This is a genomic window from Bradyrhizobium sp. ISRA430, from assembly GCF_029909975.1.
Taxonomy (GTDB): Bacteria; Pseudomonadota; Alphaproteobacteria; order Rhizobiales; family Xanthobacteraceae; genus Bradyrhizobium.
In genome coordinates, this window is sequence record NZ_CP094516.1 from 7,192,261 (window position 1) to 7,210,894 (window position 18,634).

General features: G+C 58.7%; 16 protein-coding genes and 4 pseudogenes. 11 read left to right on the forward strand and 9 right to left on the reverse strand.

Features of this window, described 5'->3' with window-relative positions; translation table 11 throughout:
* Nucleotides 1-257: 257 nt before the first annotated feature.
* Nucleotides 258-860 (reverse strand): plasmid pRiA4b ORF-3 family protein, encoded by a 603-nt coding sequence (locus MTX21_RS33950; RefSeq protein WP_280968881.1) that lies wholly within the window; start codon nucleotides 858-860, stop codon nucleotides 258-260.
* Nucleotides 857-1,036 (reverse strand): annotated as a pseudogene (locus tag MTX21_RS33955) (transposase domain-containing protein); the annotation flags it as partial. The pseudogene MTX21_RS33955 and the gene MTX21_RS33950, both read right to left, overlap by 4 nt.
* 30 nt (nucleotides 1,037-1,066) lie before the next feature.
* On the opposite strand from MTX21_RS33955, the pseudogene MTX21_RS33960 reads away from it, so the two are divergent.
* Nucleotides 1,067-1,352 (forward strand): annotated as a pseudogene (locus tag MTX21_RS33960) (transposase); the annotation flags it as partial.
* Here MTX21_RS33960 and MTX21_RS33965 read toward each other — a convergent pair.
* Genes MTX21_RS33965 through MTX21_RS33975 form a run of 3 tightly spaced genes read right to left on the reverse strand, consistent with a single transcriptional unit; the run spans nucleotide 1,259 to nucleotide 3,243 of the window.
* Complete coding sequence (locus MTX21_RS33965; RefSeq protein WP_280968882.1) at nucleotides 1,259-2,422, reverse strand: IS66 family transposase; 1,164 nt, start codon at nucleotides 2,420-2,422, stop codon at nucleotides 1,259-1,261. The pseudogene MTX21_RS33960 and the gene MTX21_RS33965 overlap by 94 nt on opposite strands.
* Before the next feature lie 51 nt (nucleotides 2,423-2,473).
* A complete protein-coding gene (tnpB, locus tag MTX21_RS33970) occupies nucleotides 2,474-2,803 on the reverse strand; it encodes an IS66 family insertion sequence element accessory protein TnpB (RefSeq protein WP_280970881.1) in 330 nt (109 codons plus the stop codon).
* Nucleotides 2,804-2,820: 17 nt separating this feature from the next.
* Nucleotides 2,821-3,243: a transposase gene (locus MTX21_RS33975; RefSeq protein ID WP_280968883.1), complete on the reverse strand. Its 423-nt coding sequence runs from the start codon at nucleotides 3,241-3,243 to the stop codon at nucleotides 2,821-2,823.
* A gap of 167 nt (nucleotides 3,244-3,410) precedes the next feature.
* On the opposite strand from MTX21_RS33975, the gene MTX21_RS33980 reads away from it, so the two are divergent.
* Entirely contained in the window at nucleotides 3,411-3,542 is a 132-nt protein-coding gene (locus MTX21_RS33980; RefSeq protein WP_280971329.1) for a hypothetical protein, read from the forward strand.
* On the opposite strand, the pseudogene MTX21_RS33985 reads toward MTX21_RS33980, so the two are convergent.
* Nucleotides 3,539-4,853, reverse strand: a pseudogene (locus tag MTX21_RS33985) (IS5 family transposase). The gene MTX21_RS33980 and the pseudogene MTX21_RS33985 overlap by 4 nt on opposite strands.
* 57 nt (nucleotides 4,854-4,910) lie before the next feature.
* On the opposite strand from MTX21_RS33985, the gene MTX21_RS33990 reads away from it, so the two are divergent.
* A complete protein-coding gene (locus tag MTX21_RS33990) occupies nucleotides 4,911-5,252 on the forward strand; it encodes a hypothetical protein (RefSeq protein ID WP_280968884.1) in 342 nt (113 codons plus the stop codon).
* Nucleotides 5,253-5,299: 47 nt separating this feature from the next.
* Here MTX21_RS33990 and MTX21_RS33995 read toward each other — a convergent pair whose 3' ends face one another.
* A complete protein-coding gene (locus MTX21_RS33995; RefSeq protein ID WP_280968885.1) occupies nucleotides 5,300-5,965 on the reverse strand; it encodes a hypothetical protein in 666 nt (221 codons plus the stop codon).
* Between the two features lie 1,060 nt (nucleotides 5,966-7,025).
* On the opposite strand from MTX21_RS33995, the gene MTX21_RS34000 reads away from it, so the two are divergent.
* Genes MTX21_RS34000 through MTX21_RS34020 form a run of 5 tightly spaced genes read left to right on the forward strand, consistent with a single transcriptional unit; the run spans nucleotide 7,026 to nucleotide 12,505 of the window.
* Nucleotides 7,026-8,633, forward strand: a complete 1,608-nt coding sequence (locus MTX21_RS34000) for an ABC transporter substrate-binding protein (RefSeq protein WP_280968886.1) — start codon at nucleotides 7,026-7,028, stop codon at nucleotides 8,631-8,633.
* A 7-nt stretch (nucleotides 8,634-8,640) separates the two neighbouring features.
* Nucleotides 8,641-9,582, forward strand: a complete 942-nt coding sequence (locus tag MTX21_RS34005; RefSeq protein WP_280968887.1) for an ABC transporter permease — start codon at nucleotides 8,641-8,643, stop codon at nucleotides 9,580-9,582.
* 1 nt (nucleotide 9,583) lies between these two features.
* Complete coding sequence (locus MTX21_RS34010) at nucleotides 9,584-10,465, forward strand: ABC transporter permease (RefSeq protein ID WP_280968888.1); 882 nt, start codon at nucleotides 9,584-9,586, stop codon at nucleotides 10,463-10,465.
* A gap of 1 nt (nucleotide 10,466) precedes the next feature.
* Complete coding sequence (locus MTX21_RS34015; RefSeq protein ID WP_280968889.1) at nucleotides 10,467-11,471, forward strand: ABC transporter ATP-binding protein; 1,005 nt, start codon at nucleotides 10,467-10,469, stop codon at nucleotides 11,469-11,471.
* Nucleotides 11,468-12,505, forward strand: a complete 1,038-nt coding sequence (locus MTX21_RS34020) for a dipeptide ABC transporter ATP-binding protein (RefSeq protein ID WP_280968890.1) — start codon at nucleotides 11,468-11,470, stop codon at nucleotides 12,503-12,505. The genes MTX21_RS34015 and MTX21_RS34020 overlap by 4 nt, the downstream gene beginning before the upstream one ends.
* Before the next feature lie 301 nt (nucleotides 12,506-12,806).
* Here MTX21_RS34020 and MTX21_RS34025 read toward each other — a convergent pair whose 3' ends face one another.
* Entirely contained in the window at nucleotides 12,807-13,151 is a 345-nt protein-coding gene (locus MTX21_RS34025; protein ID WP_280968891.1) for a hypothetical protein, read from the reverse strand.
* Nucleotides 13,151-13,966: pseudogene (locus MTX21_RS34030) on the reverse strand (transposase). The gene MTX21_RS34025 and the pseudogene MTX21_RS34030 overlap by 1 nt, the downstream one beginning before the upstream one ends.
* Before the next feature lie 782 nt (nucleotides 13,967-14,748).
* Here MTX21_RS34030 and MTX21_RS34035 point away from each other — a divergent pair.
* From MTX21_RS34035 to MTX21_RS34045, 3 genes are all read left to right on the forward strand, one after another.
* Nucleotides 14,749-15,993: an aromatic ring-hydroxylating dioxygenase subunit alpha gene (locus tag MTX21_RS34035; RefSeq protein WP_280968892.1), complete on the forward strand. Its 1,245-nt coding sequence runs from the start codon at nucleotides 14,749-14,751 to the stop codon at nucleotides 15,991-15,993.
* A 928-nt stretch (nucleotides 15,994-16,921) separates the two neighbouring features.
* Nucleotides 16,922-17,905, forward strand: a complete 984-nt coding sequence (gene folD / locus MTX21_RS34040; RefSeq protein ID WP_280968893.1) for a bifunctional methylenetetrahydrofolate dehydrogenase/methenyltetrahydrofolate cyclohydrolase FolD — start codon at nucleotides 16,922-16,924, stop codon at nucleotides 17,903-17,905.
* Between the two features lie 197 nt (nucleotides 17,906-18,102).
* Nucleotides 18,103-18,324, forward strand: a complete 222-nt coding sequence (locus MTX21_RS34045) for a hypothetical protein (protein ID WP_280968894.1) — start codon at nucleotides 18,103-18,105, stop codon at nucleotides 18,322-18,324.
* The last annotated feature ends 310 nt before the right edge of the window (nucleotides 18,325-18,634 follow it).

Genomic DNA, 18,634 nt, shown 5'->3' on the forward strand with positions numbered 1-18,634 from the left:
TTTACTGGGGCGGACTTTCGTTGAATCGTGCTCCGCCAGCAACGGCCAGAGTGTTGCAGGAGCCTAGTCGTGCCGCGCGCAACGGAAGTAACCGGGATCACGTTTCAACTAGAACGAGTTTGTCATGCTCGGCGGACCTCTGCACACACGATCACCCAGTTCTGGCGGACGGCCTACCACGAGGGCATATGAACGAACCTCACCCGTGAACCTAGTGTAAGCGTAGCTCTGAGGCCCATTTGATTGGCGCCTGATGTCTATTTTGAGCGCGTGGTGCGCCGGCGCGGCTTCCATATGTCGGACAACGCATTGACAGCGGCCTCAAGCGCCTTCCGGTCGACGACGTTGGGATCGAACTGCTCGGGGCCCCAGAGGCGCATTTGTTCGTGCTCCGGATGGGTGGGGTCGCTGATGGCGTCGAGGTATTCGGCATAGCCTGACGCACCGCCGACATTTTCCGGAGGACAACAGCCGGTAGCCTCGAGCAAGAGGGGAAGTCCCTCCGTTGTCGTGTTGTCGAACCACTTTTCGAGCTTGATCACGTGGTCCCAGCTGTCGCCGAAGTCGTAGAGATAATGGATCGCCTTCGCGCCGGTCTCTCGAACAATATTGGCAAGCCGCGTCTTGCGAGCATCGATGGGCTGCGGGCCAAAATCTCCATCGGGATCAGGGATACCCCAACGTCCGTCGCCAGCCAGGAACTCGAAGAGATGGCTGTTCGTCCAGCCAAACGCCGCCTGAAGCGTCAGATGCAGCCGATCAAGGCGCAGCGTGAGCGGCACGACAAGGCATCGCATCACCTCCGGTTTCACATCCTTGAGGGTCACCTTGATCCGGACCGCGGTCGTGTTCAGGCTCATGCCGCCAGCCTCGGATCGTGTGCATGCATCGTGTAGATCGACGCCCCAGGGAGCAGTTCGTCCAGTCGCGCCGCAGGCCAACCATTGACGAGCTTCGCGAGAACATCAGCGAGCCAGTGCTCGGCACTGACGGTATTGAGCTTACAGGTCTCGATTAACGAAACCAGGACTGCCCAATCTCGGCGCCCTCGTCGCAACCCGCCTAACTTTACGCGGTCGAGAAAGCGCTGCGCGGCCGATCGGAGGCCGAGCGCCGTGCTGGCAGGCAGGCGCACGCCCGACCTCTCGCTACAGCCCTTGAAGCAGTGGTTTGAGGCCAAGCTTGATTACCTTGCACAAAAGAGCGACACGGCGAAGGCCTTGCGTTGCGCGTTGCATCATTGGGACGGCCTGATGCTCTACCTTGATGACGGGCGCATCGAGATGGACACGAATGCTGTCGAGCGTGCGATGCGGCCGATCAAGCTCAATGCCAAGAACTCCCTTTTTGCCGCGATGCGCTCAAGAGCCTCGCGGGCAACCGGAGCTGGCGCCGGAGCAGCCTCGCGCTCGATCTTCACAAACTGGCGCCTCAGATGCGACCAGCAGAAGGCGAGCGTTCCGGACAAGGCGTCCGCACGCCTCTCTCGGGTCATGGTCTTGTAAGCCTGATAGCTGTCGCAGTGGATGATGCCGCGATAGCCCTCGAGCAGCTGCAAGCCATAAACGGCCCCACGGCCCGGTGCATAGGCGTAAACCACGCCAGGTGGGTCAGGTCCGGCCCAAGGCCTGTCGTCGCGTGACAGCGCCCAGAAGTAGCCGGTTTTGGTCCTGCCGCGCCCCGGATCCAGCACCGGCGCCTGGGTCTCGTCGACACAGAGCTTCGAAGAGGCGAGCAGAAGCTGGCGCAGACAATGCCACAAGGGCTTCAATACCTGGGCGGCGTAGCCGACCCAGAAGGCGAGCGTGGAACGGTCGATGGCGATACCGTGGGTCGCCAGCATCTGCGCCTGACGATAGAGCGGCAAATGCCAATGATACTTGGCGTCAATTACATGCGCGACGAGACGCTCGGTGCGCAGTCCCCCCTTGATCAATCGCTCGGGCGCAGCGTGCTGGAGGACGACGCCATGACAGGCGCGGCAGGCCAGCTTGGGCCGGCGGGTGACAATCACCCTGTATTGCACCGGAACGACGTCGAGCCTCTGGCTCTCATCGTGACCAATCTCAACGAGATCGCCTTTGCAGCACGGGCAGCAGGTTGCAGCCGGCATCAGGGTTTCGACGATGCGCGGCAAATGCCCCGGAAGCTGACCACGGTTGGCTTTGCGCTCGGCCGTCCTCTTCTCGCAGGTTCTGGGATTGGCGCGATCCTCGGCTGCTTCGAGGGCCGCGACGGCCTCTTCGATGTCCTCCAGAACAAGCTGCAGCTGATCAGCGTCCAGCTTTTCCGACGATCGACCGAACTGCGCATCCTTCGCAAGCTTGAGCAACCGCTCAAGCCTGGCGCAGCGATCCAGCAGAGCCGCGGCAAAGACACGCAGCTCGGCTGTGCTCGGCAGCTCATCAGGCAAATCACTCATTGGCCCAACTCTGCCATGCTTCGCGCCGAGATGCAGCGAAGATTTGTATCGTTACGCAAGCGCTTTCGGCTGCGGGATTCGAGGCGCGTGCATCCGCGTCCAATCCATGCCGGCCAGAAGCGCGGACAGCTGCGCGGCATTCATCCGCATCACGCCGGCTACGATGGGAGGCCATTTGAAGCCGCCGCCATCGAGCCGCTTCCAATACATCACAAGGCCGCTGCCATCCCAGACGACAATCTTCACCCGATCGGCGCGCTTCGCACGGAACACCACCGCCACGCCCTTCATCGGGTCATGGCCCAGCGTCTCCTTCGCCAACAGCGCCAAGCCCTCCGCACCTTTTCTGAAGTCCACAGGTTGCGTCGCCACGTAAATCATGAGGCTCGCGGGCGGCGTCAGCACGAACGTGTCCGTCGAAGCGCCAAGAACACATCCCTCAACACAGCAAGGCGAGGCGTCCCTCGCACCTCCACTCGTGCCCCCTGGAGTTCAACCGTCACAACCGCTGCTTCCGGCGACCCGGTGGGCTCAGCGGCCGCCGGTAGCGCCCATTCCGATACCAAAGGCACGAAAGATAACGTATCCGCCGAAGGCGGCAGCACCAACTGACCCAAACGCGCCCGGCGCCGCCAGTCGTGCACCTGCTGGGGCCGGCACCCGTGGCGACGCGCGACATCTGTGACAATCGCCCCCGGCTCAAAGCTTTCCGCGGCAATCTGTGCCTTCAAATCGTCCGGCCAGCGCTTTCGACCTGCGCCTGCGTACACTTCGATACGCGGTGACAACGGTCGTCTTATGTCGTCCGAATGGTCGTCCATTGTGAGCACCCTTGCAGAAGATGACTCTTCTAGCGGCGCTCTCACGACTGCGTACGAAAATTCTCAAGGGCCTCAACGCCACGCTTACAACCTAGTGATCGAATCAGCGACATTAGCTTTGCCACCCCGCTCCAGAGATGCGCGAGCCTCAATGGAGGGCATACGGGATGGGCGCCAAAATCCGCTCACGGCATGAGATGAAAGTCGTGATCATCGGCGCCGATATTGCTGTGCGGATGACGGCGCTGGAAATTCAGAGACAGGCCGGCAAGTCGTCATCATACCCAGTCGTCCGTTAAGAATCTGGTTTGAGCGCGGGTGTGAGAGGGAGCAGCTGCATCAAAGCGTTCAGGATTAGGTGCAGCAGAAGCTTCGGCCAGGCGAGGACGAGGCGAAGATTGTGGCCGACGGCGGTCAGGACGACATTGGCCGCATCGCCGTCGCGGCCCTTGAGATGGCAGCGGCCGAGGTGTCCGTCGGTCTTTATATGACCGATCAAGTTCACGTTTGATCACCCCGAAGACGCCACGCTTCTGGCCGGAGATGAAGACGCGGCGCGGGTTTTCCGTTTCGTGACCGCGATAGCCCTTGTCGACATAGGCGCGCTCGATTCCGCAGCCAGTGAGCGTCTCGGTGCTGTTGATGACCTCGCCGAGCGTGTGCCCGTCATAGGGGTTACCCGGCAGCGCCTTGGCGTGCAGCACGAACTGGCCGCCCGGGGCGGGCATTGGTGGTGACGATCGAAGCCTTGACGCCGAACTCATAAGGCGCTGAGGTCTTGCCCTTACCGATGCATTCGACCTCGGGTGCGTGGAAGGAGTAAAGCTTGTATCCGCGCTGCAGCGGCTCCTGAAAGCGGATCTGGCCTGCGCGCGAAAGCGGTTGCTCGAACGCAGCTTCGAGTTCTGGCTGGCCAGCGATCTTGCGGCGGATGTCTCGGATCAGGCGGCCGAGCCGCGACCGCAGCAGGCGCAATTGCCGACGATGGCGCTTGAACTATTTGGCATGGGCATAACGACCCGCCATCATCGCCTCCTGCTTGGCGATGCGCCGATAGGATTGCCGCAGCTCAAGGCCATGGGCGCGGGCCAGCCGGTTGAGCCCCCTGATCGCCGCATGGACCAGCTTGGCATCGGTCGGGAAGGTGATGGCCTTGGGCTGCACGGTAGTGTCCACCGTCACCCGCTTGAGATTGCGCGTCCGCAACGCGCCGGTTTGGTGCGCCACCCTGAGACGCTCGGCTAGTAAGAGCTCAAGCTTGCTGCCGAGCCGCTTGCGCCAATGACTGAGGTCGCTTCGTTCGTGCGGAAGCTCGTGCTGAAAAACTCAAACCCGGTGAAGTGCTGGAAATACGGGTCGTAGACCCAGCGCTGGCAGACGCCCTCGTCGGATAAGCCGTAGATGTGTTTCAGCAACAGCAGCCCAATGACGAAACGGCTCTCGATCCCCGGTCGGCCCTTCTCGCTGTAGAGCGGTGCGATCTCGCGATCGATCCAGTCCCAGTCGATCCTGGTACCGAGCTGCACCAGCTCGTGCTTCAGATTGATGATCTGATCGAGCCTGGCGCGAAACAGATCGCCTTCCGTCGTCTCCGGCTTCTTGGGTCGCATCGTTCCCCTCCGGTGCGACCAAGGAATCACGACTGCCGATTCGAGGAAATCTTCAAAATGGATTTGCAAGCTTTCGAGGCTTTAACCCTCGAAAGCTTGCAAATCCAAAACCACCGCCGCCCCGAAAAAACGACTCCTATTCAACGGTTTGGGCGCTTTTTCACAGGCGACTGCCCAGCTGAGCCTGGCGGCAGACAGGCTGCGTCATATGGCAACGCCGAGTGGATTAGCCCCGCAGCCATCATGCCGGTGTCGGTGCCCGGACCATGGCGTCGCATTCCAATGTTCTTGATGGATGGGTCAGGAGCATTCGCAATCCCAGGCTGCAGATACCACATCTTTTGCCTTGGCTCTTCAGATTTGTCTGGGCAGGGCGGAATTGGAAAAAAGATTGAATAATGCGCAAAGGTGGGCTTCGAGCTTTGCCACCACAGTCCAAGGGATCATCAGAATGTCGCGGCCGAGGCCGGCGTCAGCGACCTCATTGAACAGAACGGGCATCTCTGTCGCGACAAATCGGAAATTGATAATGACTTCGCGTGGATATGCGCCGGCGGTTCGGGATCAAAGTTAGGGAACTTCACAACGCGGATCTTCGAAAATTCGAGCCGAATATTTTTGAGCGGTATGTTTATCGACGAGGTTGTCACTGCATAGATGTAAGAGCATACTGCGAAGCGATCGCCGAACTCATCCGACAGCACGGTGGTGAATTTATTCGAGCCCAGGCAACGGGCTTTGAAATCCCAAGTGGTCGTCTGACAGCCGAAAGAATCGGCGAGCTCGTTGTGAAATGCGCGCAAGCCTCGTAACGGCAGGTATTGGTTCGAAGTAATTGGCGATCGAAGCCGGTGATCGTGTCCCCTTGAATCGGAGCGAGGAATCATGTCGTGATTGCGGACGGAGCGAAGACTGTCATCCATCCGATATTGCCATCCCATGGAAAGATGGCCATTACGCCCATCAAGGATTACGGATCGCGGGCCGAGTCGAACTCGCAAGTATCGACGCTGCTCCCGATTTGCGGCGAGCCAAGATCCCTCATCGGTGAGTATCACGTGTTTCGCCTGTCCATTGAAGACGCTAAGGTCATTGACAGATGGATGGGCCATCGTCCTTACTCCTGACGGTCTACCGTGCATTGGCGCGGCCCCGTGCTGTGGTGGTTTATTCTGCGGATTCGGCCAGCGCCACTCCGGCGTGACGCAAGCGCCGGCAACGGCAAAATTGCTTGCGGCACTTGTTGCGGGTCCGCAGCCTCACTTCGATATCATCGGCGATGACCGCGCACCGATTCTGAATGAGCGATTACGAATCCTGCTTTCGATCTTAATGTCATCGCGTGGATAAGGACAGGACGATTACTTGCCGCGGCCTGCGGCCGAGACACTCGCGCAAAAGTCGCCATATCGGCCAGCGGGAATGCGAAGCCGATCTTGCTCATCGATCGTGATGAACGTCACGAAATACGACGGTAGGAGTATCAGTTTTAAAGGCCTAAGCAGCTCGATGGCGGTCCGTGTCCTCGGGCCAATTCGGCTGGTCGACCCAAGTGATTTGAACTCTCCGTGAACCATTGACGATCCGACAGGAGTCCTCGTCATTGAGAGCCCGCGCAATCTTGATGGCCTGTACCGCATAGCGCGATGCGCGACCAGCCGCGACGAGCGTTCGCAACTGCGTCCGTAGCACCGGATTGACGAATTCTTACCCGGAGGGGCACTAGATGTGCGAAAGCTTCAAATTCTCGGGATGCGGCGCATAATTTCGGCAACGGAGGCCATGAATTAGCGAAATTCATCCTGCGTGCCAAGTAACTTTGACGCAAAGAAGAAAGATTCCGGGCGGAAAAGAGCGCGGATCAGCACCGCTGGGAGCGAAAGAATGAGAGCTATCACGTGAACTCCGAGCGCGTAGAGCAGGCGAGTTGGTCTATCTTCGCAAGTGGTGGGCTAGATTGTCCGCCGATGAGGTGTCGGATGGCTGCTTCTCCAGGCACCTCGATTTCAATCAGTAGATCCCGGCGCTCCCTTTCAATCCCATTCTGGATGATGCTGCGCCAGATGGCCACGAGAATAGCCGGCACTAACCCGGCGATCTGAAGGGGCGGTTCAAGCGCCAAGCTTGGGTGCGGTGGACCGCCGCAAACCGACCAGTAGAAAGGGAATTGTCATGCGGATTTCTCGACGTGATCTCATCAAGTCGGGTGTGGCCGCCGGAGCGGCCGTATCGATCCCATCGGTCCTGCGGGCACAGGCGACGCCAACAGCCGCGCGGAGCGTCCGGATGGTGATGGGGTCTGGTGACCTCCGCGTTTTTGATCCCATCTACACGACGGCTACGATCACGAACCACCATGGCGCGGCGATTTACGACACGCTGTTCTCGCTCGACTCCCAGTTCATTCCACAGCCCCAGAAGCGGTGCGTTTCCGAGAACAAGAAGACGTATACTTTCGAGCTCGGGGATGGTCTCGGTTGGCACGATGGCATGCCGGTCACGGCAGCGGACTGCGTCGCTTCGATCCGACGACGGGCCCAGGTCGCTTCTGGCGACCAGTTGATTCTGGAGCGGGCCAAAGACATCTCGCAGAAAGACATCTCGCAGAAGGACGACAAGACTTTCACGATCGCGCTGAAGGAGAGGCTGGGGCTCCTGATCGATATTCTGGCGACGCCTTTGTCGTTGTCCCCGTACATGATGCGCGAGACGGACGCGAAACCGCCCGCCACAGAGCAGGTGACCGCGAATATCGGATCGGGTCCGTTCAAGTTCAACGATGCTCTTGCGAAGCCGGGGGTGGGCTACGATCGCAACGAGAAATGCGTGCCGCGCGAGGAGCCGTCCGACGGACCGCCCGGTGCGAAGATCGTCAACGTCGATCGCGTCATATGGGAGAATATCACGGATGAGCAGACTGCTTTCGCGGCCTGGCCGGCGGGGGAGATCGATTTCCTTGGAGCACCGCCCGTCGATTTTTACTCGGTGCTCGAGGGTGATCCCAACCTAAATCTCCAAATTCTGGACAAGGCGGGTAGTAACGTATACGCGCGCTTGAACTTTCTGCAGGAGCCGTTCGACAATGTAAAAGCGCGCCAGGCGATGCTTCATCTGATCGATCAGGAGGGGTTCGTGCGTGTCACGTCCCCCAACCCAAGATACGGCCCGACCGTCACTTCGGTATTTGGAAACGACACGCTCTATTCCAACGACGAGAATAGCGGATGGTATAAGAAGGGCGGCGATCCGGAAAAAGCCAAACAACTGTTCAGGGAAGCCGGCTATGCCGGGGAGAAGATTATCATTCTCCGACGCACGAACATAGCGTTTCTAAGCCATGCCTCGCAGCTTCTGGCAGCCGAATTGCGAAGGATCGGGGTCAATGCCGAGCTTGCGCCGAGCGACTGGGGCGGGGTCGTCACGCGCCGGACCAACAAAGGCCCTATCGAGAACGGGGGCTGGAATATCTTTATCACCAGCGGTAGCGGCTTTAGCCGACGCGATCCAGTTGGTAATGTTTTCTTCCTTGCGAACGGCGACAAGCCCTGGGTTGGCTGGCCGAAGAGCGACGAATTTGAGGCTCTTCGAACCAAATCGGCAGATTTCGATGCGCTCGAAACGCGCCAGGCGCTGGCCCGCAAGATGCAGAATGTATGGTGGGATTTCGTCGGGTCCGTCATGTTGGGGCAGACGTTCTGGCCAATCGCGGGACGCAAGACTCTCACCGGTCTCATCGGCATGCCATCCGTTGTCCCGATGTGGAAAATGCAGAAGGCCTGAGGGCGCAATGGCCGCTTATATACTTCACAGAATGGTCTGGACCGTCGTAGTCATGGCGATGGTCGGGATCTTCGTCTTCCTGCTCCTCAGGCTGGCGGCTGGCGATCCTGCGGCCATCCTCGCCGGCGATTCGGCTACGCCACAGATGATTGAGGGTATCCGCGAAAAGCTTGGATTCAATGACCCTCTCCCAGTTCAGTTCGTGCATTGGGCGCTGGGCATCCTCCGCGGCGATTTCGGGACGTCAATTTTTACCGGGCGGCCTGTGCTCGAACTCATCTCCCAGCGGCTGGAACCGACCATTTCCCTAACGATCCTGACAATGATTGTTTCGGTGACGGTCGGAGTCTCGTTCGGCGTCTTCGCCGCTTGGCGAAGTGGCGGCCTTATTGATCGCATTCTTTCTGCCTTTGCGACGCTCGGGTTTTCGGTTCCTGTGTTTGTCGTTGGCTATTTTCTCATTTACTTGTTCGCGATCAAATCGCAGTGGTTGCCGGTTCAAGGATACCAATCTGCTGGCCAGGGCGTGGGGCCATGGCTCTTGCGACTGATCCTGCCAACCTTGACGTTGAGTGTTTCGTATGTTGCGTTCATCGCCCGGATCGCGCGGGCGAGCATGCTTGAAGTTCTCTCGGAAGACTATATGCGAACCGCCGCTGCCAAGGGCGCCTCTTCATATTCCATGCTTTTCCATCACGCTCTGAAGAACGCGGGTGTTCCGATCCTCACCGTCATCGGCTTAAGCTTCACCTCATTGATTGGTGGCGTCGTCATCACGGAAACTGTGTTCAATATACCTGGTGTCGGTCGCCTGGTGGTCGATGCGATTAACAATCGCGACTATCCTATCATTCAAGGCATGCTGATCCTCGTTTCGGGCCTGTATGTCGTGGTCAATTTAGCGGTCGATCTTACGTACACTCTGGTCGATCCGCGCATCCGGTACTGATATGACCCTCTCCTTCGCATCAGTTGAAACCGAGCCGATGTCCCGGCTACGAGTACCCAACATTCCACGTCTGGCAAAGCGGTATCCGCTGGTCTTTGCGGGCGCAGGCCTTTTGGCCCTGTTGATCATATTAACGCTCTCTGCCCCGCTTTATGCTGGCGATCCACTCACCATGGATCCACTCAAACGCCTTCAGCCGCCTTCAGCCGAGATGTGGTTTGGGAGGGATAACTTGGGCCGAGACGTGTTTGCGCGAACTGTCTTCGGCGCCCGGATTTCCCTCGTGGTGGGATTGATGTCGGCGGCGAGCGCAGCTCTCTGCGGGCTTCTGATCGGTGTTGTCGCCGGCTACGTTCGCTGGTTGGACAATGTTGTAATGCGAGTGATGGACGGCCTGATGTCGATCCCGACGATTCTGCTCGCGATTGCTCTTATTTTTCTTATGGGCCCGGGGATTGGCATCCTCGTCGTTGCCATCACGATCCGCGAAATCCCAAGCGTGACGCGGCTGGTTCGATCGGTGGTTCTCAGCGTTCGGGAGCGTCCCTATGTGGAGGCCGCGCTCTGCGGCGGAGCTCGCCTGCCGAAGGTGCTGTGGCGGCATATCCTGCCGAGTACAATTCCGGCTCTTATGGTCCAAAGCGCAAATGTCTGCGCAAGTGCGATTTTGATAGAAGCCGGGCTAAGCTTTCTTGGGTTCGGTGTGCCGCCCGAGATCCCCAGCTGGGGCAACATGATATCGACTTCGCGCCTATATCTCGCGATCGCCCCTTTGACGGTCTTTGCCCCCGGCACCTGCCTTGCCGTTACGGTGCTTGCCGCCAATCTGCTCGGGGACGGCATGCGCGACCTGTTTGATGTCCGCTCAACGCGGAGACGCTGACATGCACATGCCAAAGACCACAGGTGAGATCCTTCTGACAGTTCGAGACCTCCAGACGCACTTTTACGGCGACGAAAGCGTCACACGTGCCCTCGGTGGTGTCAGCTTCGAGGTTAGAAGTGGTGAAACGCTCGGTGTTGTCGGCGAATCCGGATGCGGGAAGAGCGTCACCGCTCTTTCGATACTTCGTTTGCTGCCGAAGCTGAACGCCAAGACAATAGGCGGAGAGATCCTCTTTCACGGACGCGACCTTCTGAAGCTCTCCGAACGGGAGATGCGAAAAATACGTGGCGACCGGATAGCAATGATCTTCCAGGAGCCGATGACAAGCCTGAATCCGGTTCACACTGTCGGTCGCCAAATCGCAGAAGCGGTTCAAATCCACAGGGACGCCTCACGCTCAGTTGCAAGAGAAAAGGCCCGAGAGATGCTGCGTCTTGTCCGCATCGCGGACCCGGAGCGTCGCGCAGACAACTATCCCCACGAATTGTCTGGTGGCATGCGCCAACGTGCCATGATCGCCATGGCTCTTGCCTGCTCACCGGAACTATTGATCGCCGATGAGCCGACGACTGCGCTCGACGTTACCATCCAGGCGCAAATCCTGCGGCTGATCATCGATCTGAAGAAGCAGATGGGGACAGCGGTAATGTTCATCACACATGATCTGGGCGTTGTGGCTGAAACATGCCAACGGGTGATCGTGATGTATGCTGGCCAAATCGTGGAGCGAGCGACCGTAACAGATCTGTTCGCGCGCCCAACGCACCCCTACACTCAGGGACTCATGCGTTCGGTGCCTCGTCGACGGCAGGGTCCTCGGCGCCGCTTGTTAGAGATTCCTGGCGTTGTGCCAAGCTTGCATGATCCCATCGTCGGTTGCAGCTTCGCACCTCGCTGCCCATTCGCGATAGATATTTGCCGCGAGAGGACACCTGCCATGCGTGATGTGGGGCCTAGCCACGCCGCGGCCTGCTGGCGTTCGGAAGAGGTAGTGCGCGTATGAGCGATCCTCTGCTCAAGGTCGAGAATCTGACCAAGCATTACGCTCTTGGCTTGGGATTCCTGAAAAGGACCATTCCTGTGGTGCGGGCGGTCGAGGATGTATCCTTCTCCGTTAAGGCGGGTGAAACGCTCTGCATTGTAGGCGAATCCGGTTGCGGAAAGTCCACGATCGCGAGGCTCTTGATGCGGATCGTCGAGCCTACGAGTGGGCACGTGCTGATCGACGGGACCGACATTGCCGATCTGAAGAGGCAGGCGCTTCGGGCGTGGCGCCGAAGGATGCAGATGGTCTTTCAGGATCCGTACTCATCCCTCAATCCGCGCCTCACTGCGGGACAGATCATTACTGAACCTATCGAGAATTTTGAGCGTCTCAGCAGGAGCCAACGCAAAGCGCTTGCTGCCGACCTTCTGAGCAAGGTCGGAATGTCGCCCGAGATGATGCATAGACTTCCGTCCGAGTTGTCGGGCGGCCAGCGGCAACGGCTCGGCATCGCGCGGGCGCTGTCACTTCAGCCCTCGCTCATTATTGCCGACGAGGCAGTGTCAGCCCTTGACGTTTCCGTGCAAGCACAGATCTTGAATCTGCTTATGGATCTCCAGCAGCAGATGGGCATTGCCTACATTTTTATCTCGCATGACCTTAGCGTTGTGGAGCATATCGGTCATCGTGTCGCGGTCATGTATCTCGGGCGGATCGTGGAACTCGCCCCATGTGATGCCCTCTTCGCCAAGCCGGTCCACCCCTACACTGAGGCGCTGATTGCGGCCGCTCCGGTGCCCGATCCCACGGGGGGGCGACTTGAGGTACCCTTGGAAGGGGAGGTGCCAAGCCCAATTAATCCGCCTAGTGGCTGCGCTTTTCACCCGCGCTGCCCGCTCGCGGTTGAGCATTGCCGCCTTGCAGTGCCACCTCTGGTACCGATGGCAGACGGGCGCGTCGTGGCCTGTCATGTGCGCGCTCCCGCGTCGCACCTCCCCGGTCGAGCCGCTACGGGGGAGAACTCCTCGCCGGCGCCTGTAGCGCAGCCATAGCCCCTTTCGTGAGAAGACGTCTCGGCACGTTCCGCGCGTTACTCGGAGTCCAAGCGCGTCAGCCGGAACTCTGTTTGGGGTCGGCAACAATGGTACCACCATCCTGAGGCACGATCGGGACTGGCGTAGCGTTGCCGTTTATCACACAGGTGTTCATCAGCGCCAAATATCCATGAAGGTCTAGTGATGTTGGCTTCGGGAGAAAAGCTGCGACGACAACTGCCGAAGATTGAGCGGCTATATCGCTGCCGGCGCAATCAAGATCCGTCCTAACAACAGCTCTAGCAGGCTGTTGAAGAACTCATCCGCGTTCGCAAACGAAGTCTGAGTCGTCGCCATTGTGGATGTAGAAGTGGCCGACGAGCCTGCCCGCAGTGCCGATCATAGCCCATCCGCGACCACAAGACGGATCATTCTCGTGGTGCCCTTCCCATGAGAACTCCGCACAGGCCGAACCGTCTCGCGCGCCGTAGCGGAGGTCGAGGAAGCCCTTGAGAGCCCCAAAGGAGATTTCGCCATCGGACTTGCCCTGGAAGGTGAGATGCGCTTCCTCGACGAGGTCGAGAAAGCCGTTGTCCCAGACGTCCATCTCGACGATGCGCCAGCGGCCGACGAAGGCCTTGGCGAAGCCGGGCACCTTGGCCATCAACCGGTCTCCGCGATCAGCTTGGGCAGCCGCACCAGATTGTAGGCGGTGGCAGCGAAGGTAAAGGCCCTTGCGACGCGATCACGGCCACGGAAGCTGGTTTTCTCTTGCCCGGCGACCGTTTTGATCCAGCCGAATGCCTCCTCGATCCGCTTGCGGATGCGCGGGCTGATGACATAGCCGGCCGTGCCGGGTCGTTCGTCCGTCAATCGCCGAGCTGCGGCCGCTGGTGTTCTGTGCAACATGCGGCGTGACGTTCATCGAGGGCAACTCATTGACGAAGTCTTCTGCATCGTAGGCTTTGTCGGCGCCAAGCGTGATCGCTGTCGGCCGGTCGGCATAAGGCTCGATCACGTGCAGCGCCGCCACCCGCGTGCCATCGACCGAGAAGTAATCGTTCGATAGAAGCTTCTTTACCCTGGGCTGCGCCAGCACTGCCGCCAGGAACTTCGCCGTGATGTCGCCTTCCAGCAGCCGGTCGCGGTTCTTCGAGAACACCGAATGGTCCCAGGCCCCGTCGCCGACGCCGATTCCGACGAACCAGCGGAACAGCAGGTCATATTCCAGCCGCTCCATCAAAAGCCGCTCCGAGCGGATCGAGTAAAACGCTTGCAACAGCATCGCCCGCAGCAGCTTCTCCGGCAGGATCGACGGCCGCCAATTGGCGAATAGAGCGCGGCAAACTCGCGCTCCAGCGTCGACAGCGCGTCGTTCACGATCGTCCGGATCGCTCGCAGCGGACGGTCACGCCGCACCCGCGCCTCCAGATCGACGTAGCTGAACAGCTCGCCCGTTCGACGGTCGCCGCCGCGCACGCACCACCTTCAAATCCCGTCGGAGCCAATGAATCACGGTCGCTCGTCGGCGGCGAGCACCTTTTTCAACGGCCTGCTAGAGCCGTCACGAGTAGCGATCGATACAGATCTTTCTTTCGTGCTGAAGCCTTGATCCTTTCTGGCCAGCGGAGTTCAAGGCCGCTGGCAGACAATAGCTGTTCACAACACCTGGGCTCTCACGGGGGCGTCAGGCGCTTCGCTCCGGTTCCGTCATCACACTCTAGTCTAGGACGGATATCGCGCCTGGGATGAAGATACACTGGAGCGGTTGCGCGTGAGTGCCTCGAGGGCGACGATTTGCGCGAGTTTTAGTGAGTGTAGTTTCAAGTGGCCGCGGACGAAGCGCCTGCGCCACGTGCTCCTCGAGCGTGGCGTGATTCTGATAGCCAAGCTTCGAATCGCCCTTTCTGCGTTGAACTCAACCGTCAACGATTTACGCATGAAAGCTTTGCCTCATCCGCAGAATTTCGGCAACGGACGGCCAATAATAGGTAAATTCCGCTCATGACGCACAGTAATATCCAAGAAAAGATGAAGGTTCCATTCGACTAGGTATCCGGTGGGCTTGAGTGGTGTCTCGGCGAGCTCTGCGAAGAGCTTTGAATGAACGCAATCAGGGATAGCTCCCCAATGTATTCTCATGAGCTTGATTGTGTGCAGGGCGCCGCCGGAGCTCAAATATCAAACACGCGGAAGCGTAGGCCATTTGTCGAGGTTCTCAGTTCAGTCGCGATACGCGAGCAATAGGAGGACACTGAACGATGATTAATCTGAAGCGGGTTCGGCAGCTTCTCGAGGCGCGGGCCCCGGGATACAGCTTGCCGCAAGAATTCTACACCGATCCGGAAATATTCGAGTTCGATCTAGAGGCGATACACGCGCGCTCTTGGTTCTTCGTCGGACTTGAGGCTGAGCTTCCCGTCGATGGGAGCTACTTGGCTACGACAATCGGGCGTTCTCCCATTGTGGTGGTTCGCGACAATAATGGAGAACTGCGAGCTTTTCACAATAGCTGTCGCCACCGTGGTGCGCAAATTTGTGAGACGGGATATGGCCGCAAATCGCGGCTCGTTTGTCCCTATCACCAATGGACGTATCGGCTCGATGGTTCACTGCAGGGGGCCGGCAGGATGCAGGAGAGCTTCGATCGTAAGAGCATCCACCTGCTACCGATTCACGTCGAAGCGGTCGCCGGGACGATCTATGTTTGCCTTGCAGAGCAGCCACCACCCTTCGATGAATTCAGAGAGAAGGTCGGGCCGATGATGGCCCCAAGCCACCTCACGAATGTCAAGCTTGCGTATGAAGCAACGCTCGTGGAGCGAGCGAACTGGAAGCTCGTCCTCGAAAATGCAAATGAATGCTATCACTGCGCGGTGGGTCATGCGAGCCTTACCTCCTCGGCCTACCCGTTCGCGACCCGCCGAGACATCGATAGCTGGCGTCCTATTGCGGATGAATTCGCGGCCCGCATGGCCGCCGCTGGAGTAGCGACGGGTCAAGCGCCAGGAGAGCCGCTCAACGCTCTGGCAGGAGAGTGGTGGCGCGCACATCGCTTTCCTCTCAAGGCGGGCTGCAACTCGCTTACCATGGATGGGAAGCCTTCTGTCGGCAAGCTGCTCTGCGAGCCAGAGATCGGCTGGTTTCGTTGGTCGCTAAGCCCCCATGCCTATTTGCACGCGCTTTGCGATTACGTTGTCACGTTCAGTGCCATGCCGACAGCGGTGCAAGAGACCGTCGTCACCTGGAAGATGTTTGTCCATAAGGATGCGCAAGAAGGCATCGATTACACGCTCGAGGGACTCACTACGCTTTGGGCCAAAACCAATCAGGAAGACAAGGATCTTTCGGAGCTCAACCAGCGGGGCGTGAATGGCAAGGGATACCGGCCAGGTCCCTACTCGCAGGAGGCAGAGCCGATGCTCATACGCTATGCCGACTGGTATTGCGCGGAAGCTCGGAAGTATCTCGATCTGGCTGCGGCCAATAACGCCGCCGCTGCTTAAAACGCGAGGAGAAGCGGGGCAGGCCGGGTGTGCGAGGAGTCGCACACCTCAGGCCCTTCCGATCAAGGTGGGTCAGCAGTGATGGTGAATTCTGCTAATCCTCGCGAAAGCCGCCGAGCTGCGACCTGGGAGGACGCCGGAATTTATTACGGAGGCGAAATTCCCATGATCTAGCCAGTTCAGCCGCGCGTTGCTCACACGTAGCTGCTGCGCTCGTTTCTGCTGTTGGGCGCCTAAGGTGAAGAAGTCGTGGCCTTGAGTAGCTCTTCGGCATCTCGTCTCAGCTCTGCCGCTATCTTCGTTCGCGGCAGTGAGAATGCCTACGATGTCAAGACGACGATACGATCAGGCCCAAACAAGTGCGACATTCCTTTCGGCGGCAGTTTCCCGGCTTGAGGTGAGGACGGGAGCGGCGCTCATCGTTAGGGCTTTGCCGCCGACCATTACGTCAGACGCTGCGAGGGGGGCCGATCGGGCAAGTACTGAACGGGAATTGCTATTTAGTGCTGTTGATCTCCTTGAAGACTGATCAAGAAGACTCCAATGGAAGTCTCGACAGAACTTTAAAATAGAGAAGCGAGGGGGCAGGTTTTGCGCCTTGCATACGAACCCACATGAAGGAGACGTAAGCGCATCAGTTCACGGGACAATGCACCCGCCATTGTTCAAGATCGGAAGAATGTAAACGTCTATCGGGTCGTACAGCATAGTCGCTCCCGGACCAGAAGTGAATTTCACCGCGAAGTCCCTCTGTGATGCAGTAAATCCTTCGATTAACGAAAAATCCCGCGAAATAGTTGCCTCTGATACGTGTATCGTAAATGCAGATGATTTGTTCGGCCGCGCTCGCCGATGGCAGGCAAGAAAAGAAACATCGTGGTTGCCGCCACTGGAAGGGCGACTCGACGCATATCCTTAGGTATCTATCATGAATGCCATCCAAATAGACGGAAAGGCGATCGCAGAGACTCTTCGGGCTCAGGTGGCCCGCGATCTAGCGTTGCTCCAAGCCAAATTCAACGTGATTCCGGGCTTGGCCGTTGTGTTGGTGGGGAAGGATCCGGCTAGTGCGGTCTATGTGAAAGCGAAAATCAAACAGGCGCAGGCTGTGGGGTTCAAGTCTCAGCAATTCCTGCTCCCGAGTAACGTTGACGAGATCGAGCTCCTGCGACTGATCGAGGAGCTCAACGCTAATGATGCCATCGACGGCATCCTGGTTCAGCTTCCATTGCCCGGGCACATTGACCGATCGCGGGTGCTGGAGACCATCGACCCAGCCAAGGATGTGGACGGCTTTCATCCTTACAATGTTGGCCGCTTGGCGGTGGGGCGGCCAGCTCTTGCACCTTGCACCCCACTCGGGGTTGTCCATCTGATCAAGACCGTCGTGAGCAACTTGAATGGCCTCGATGTTGTGGTCATTGGTCGCTCAAATATCGTCGGAAAACCGCTAGGACTTCTGCTTGGCGACGCTGGGTGTACCGTAACCAGTGCCCAACTCCAGACGCGAGGCCTGCCGGACCTCTGTCGAAAGGCTGACATTGTCGTCGCTGCTGCCGGCTGCGCGAGCTTAGTCCGGGGCGATTGGCTCAAGCAGGGGGCGATCGTCATAGATATCGGCATCAATCGTGCGATTGATTCGACGGGCGCCGCTAGACTTGTCGGAGATGTAGCGTTCGCTGAGGCGAGCAAGCGCGCGAGCTACATTACGCCAGTGCCGGGCGGCGTGGGGCCCATGACTGTCGCTTATTTGCTCGCGAACACCGTTACCGCGGCGGTGTCACGCCGGAGGTTGTCATTGGTGGGTAGTCATCCTGAAAGCGACCACCCCTGGCTATCTGCCTCCGAAAGCAGGTTCGTACAGGTCAATTCTCGGAATGCTCTCGACAAGTGCGACATGACCGCCTTTTAGCCAATGATTCTGCAGGTGCCCTGTTGTGCAGATTGACCTGAGATGTCCCCGCCAAATACGAGAGAAAATGTGTTTGCATCGGCTGGCGCAAACCGCTCGAGATTTAGTGACGACGTTGACGCGGCTTCGAGCTCTCCCGCAAACCGGAATTCTGGAGAATTGCGCGCCAGGGCTCATCAAGCCATGCGGGGGGGGGCTTGCGCGATGTCGAAGCGGGGTCCTCCATGACTCCGGTTCTTTTCGCGCTGATGCCGATCGACGGTCTGATCATGTGCGAAACACATCAATGCGTCGTGCCGAGCCGATCGTTTCCAACCTCAGCTCACCTCGCGGTGGCCCGCGTGAGCGCCAAAGGTCGACAATACAAAAGCTTCACGCTTTGTCCATCGCGCGCGGGCTTTCTGCTCCGCGAAGCCTAGATTGACCAAATTCGGATCTGGAGCTCGATAATATGGCAGAAAGATGCAACTTTCCTCGTTGACCCAGGTCACGGAAGCGAGATGCACGGAAAGGGTAGTCGATTTTGCCTACATTTGTACGCTCCAGGCTCTGTCGCCCTTATTCGCTGGTAAGCGTCTCCTGCGCGGCAATTGTGTCAATGCGCTTGATATCGCGCGATTGGCTCCCGACGTGCCGCATAGCCAAGCTCGGTATGGTCGGCGCCTATGACCGCGTCAACGGCATCCACGCGCTGATGCCGGCTGCCCCCACACCCCTCCCTGTAGTCAT

Excerpts from the sequence above, each read along its gene's own strand:
- MTX21_RS33950 (WP_280968881.1), bottom strand. The coding sequence starts at position 860 with ATGAGCCTGAACACGACCGCGGTCCGGATCAAGGTGACCCTCAAGGAT.
- MTX21_RS33965 (WP_280968882.1), bottom strand. The coding sequence starts at position 2,422 with ATGAGTGATTTGCCTGATGAGCTGCCGAGCACAGCCGAGCTGCGTGTC.
- tnpB (WP_280970881.1), bottom strand. The coding sequence starts at position 2,803 with ATGATTTACGTGGCGACGCAACCTGTGGACTTCAGAAAAGGTGCGGAG.
- MTX21_RS33975 (WP_280968883.1), bottom strand. The coding sequence starts at position 3,243 with ATGGACGACCATTCGGACGACATAAGACGACCGTTGTCACCGCGTATC.
- MTX21_RS33980 (WP_280971329.1), top strand. The coding sequence starts at position 3,411 with ATGGGCGCCAAAATCCGCTCACGGCATGAGATGAAAGTCGTGATCATC.
- MTX21_RS33990 (WP_280968884.1), top strand. The coding sequence starts at position 4,911 with ATGGATTTGCAAGCTTTCGAGGCTTTAACCCTCGAAAGCTTGCAAATC.
- MTX21_RS33995 (WP_280968885.1), bottom strand. The coding sequence starts at position 5,965 with ATGGCCCATCCATCTGTCAATGACCTTAGCGTCTTCAATGGACAGGCG.
- MTX21_RS34000 (WP_280968886.1), top strand. The coding sequence starts at position 7,026 with ATGCGGATTTCTCGACGTGATCTCATCAAGTCGGGTGTGGCCGCCGGA.
- MTX21_RS34005 (WP_280968887.1), top strand. The coding sequence starts at position 8,641 with ATGGCCGCTTATATACTTCACAGAATGGTCTGGACCGTCGTAGTCATG.
- MTX21_RS34010 (WP_280968888.1), top strand. The coding sequence starts at position 9,584 with ATGACCCTCTCCTTCGCATCAGTTGAAACCGAGCCGATGTCCCGGCTA.
- MTX21_RS34015 (WP_280968889.1), top strand. The coding sequence starts at position 10,467 with ATGCACATGCCAAAGACCACAGGTGAGATCCTTCTGACAGTTCGAGAC.
- MTX21_RS34020 (WP_280968890.1), top strand. The coding sequence starts at position 11,468 with ATGAGCGATCCTCTGCTCAAGGTCGAGAATCTGACCAAGCATTACGCT.
- MTX21_RS34025 (WP_280968891.1), bottom strand. The coding sequence starts at position 13,151 with ATGGCCAAGGTGCCCGGCTTCGCCAAGGCCTTCGTCGGCCGCTGGCGC.
- MTX21_RS34035 (WP_280968892.1), top strand. The coding sequence starts at position 14,749 with ATGATTAATCTGAAGCGGGTTCGGCAGCTTCTCGAGGCGCGGGCCCCG.
- folD (WP_280968893.1), top strand. The coding sequence starts at position 16,922 with ATGAATGCCATCCAAATAGACGGAAAGGCGATCGCAGAGACTCTTCGG.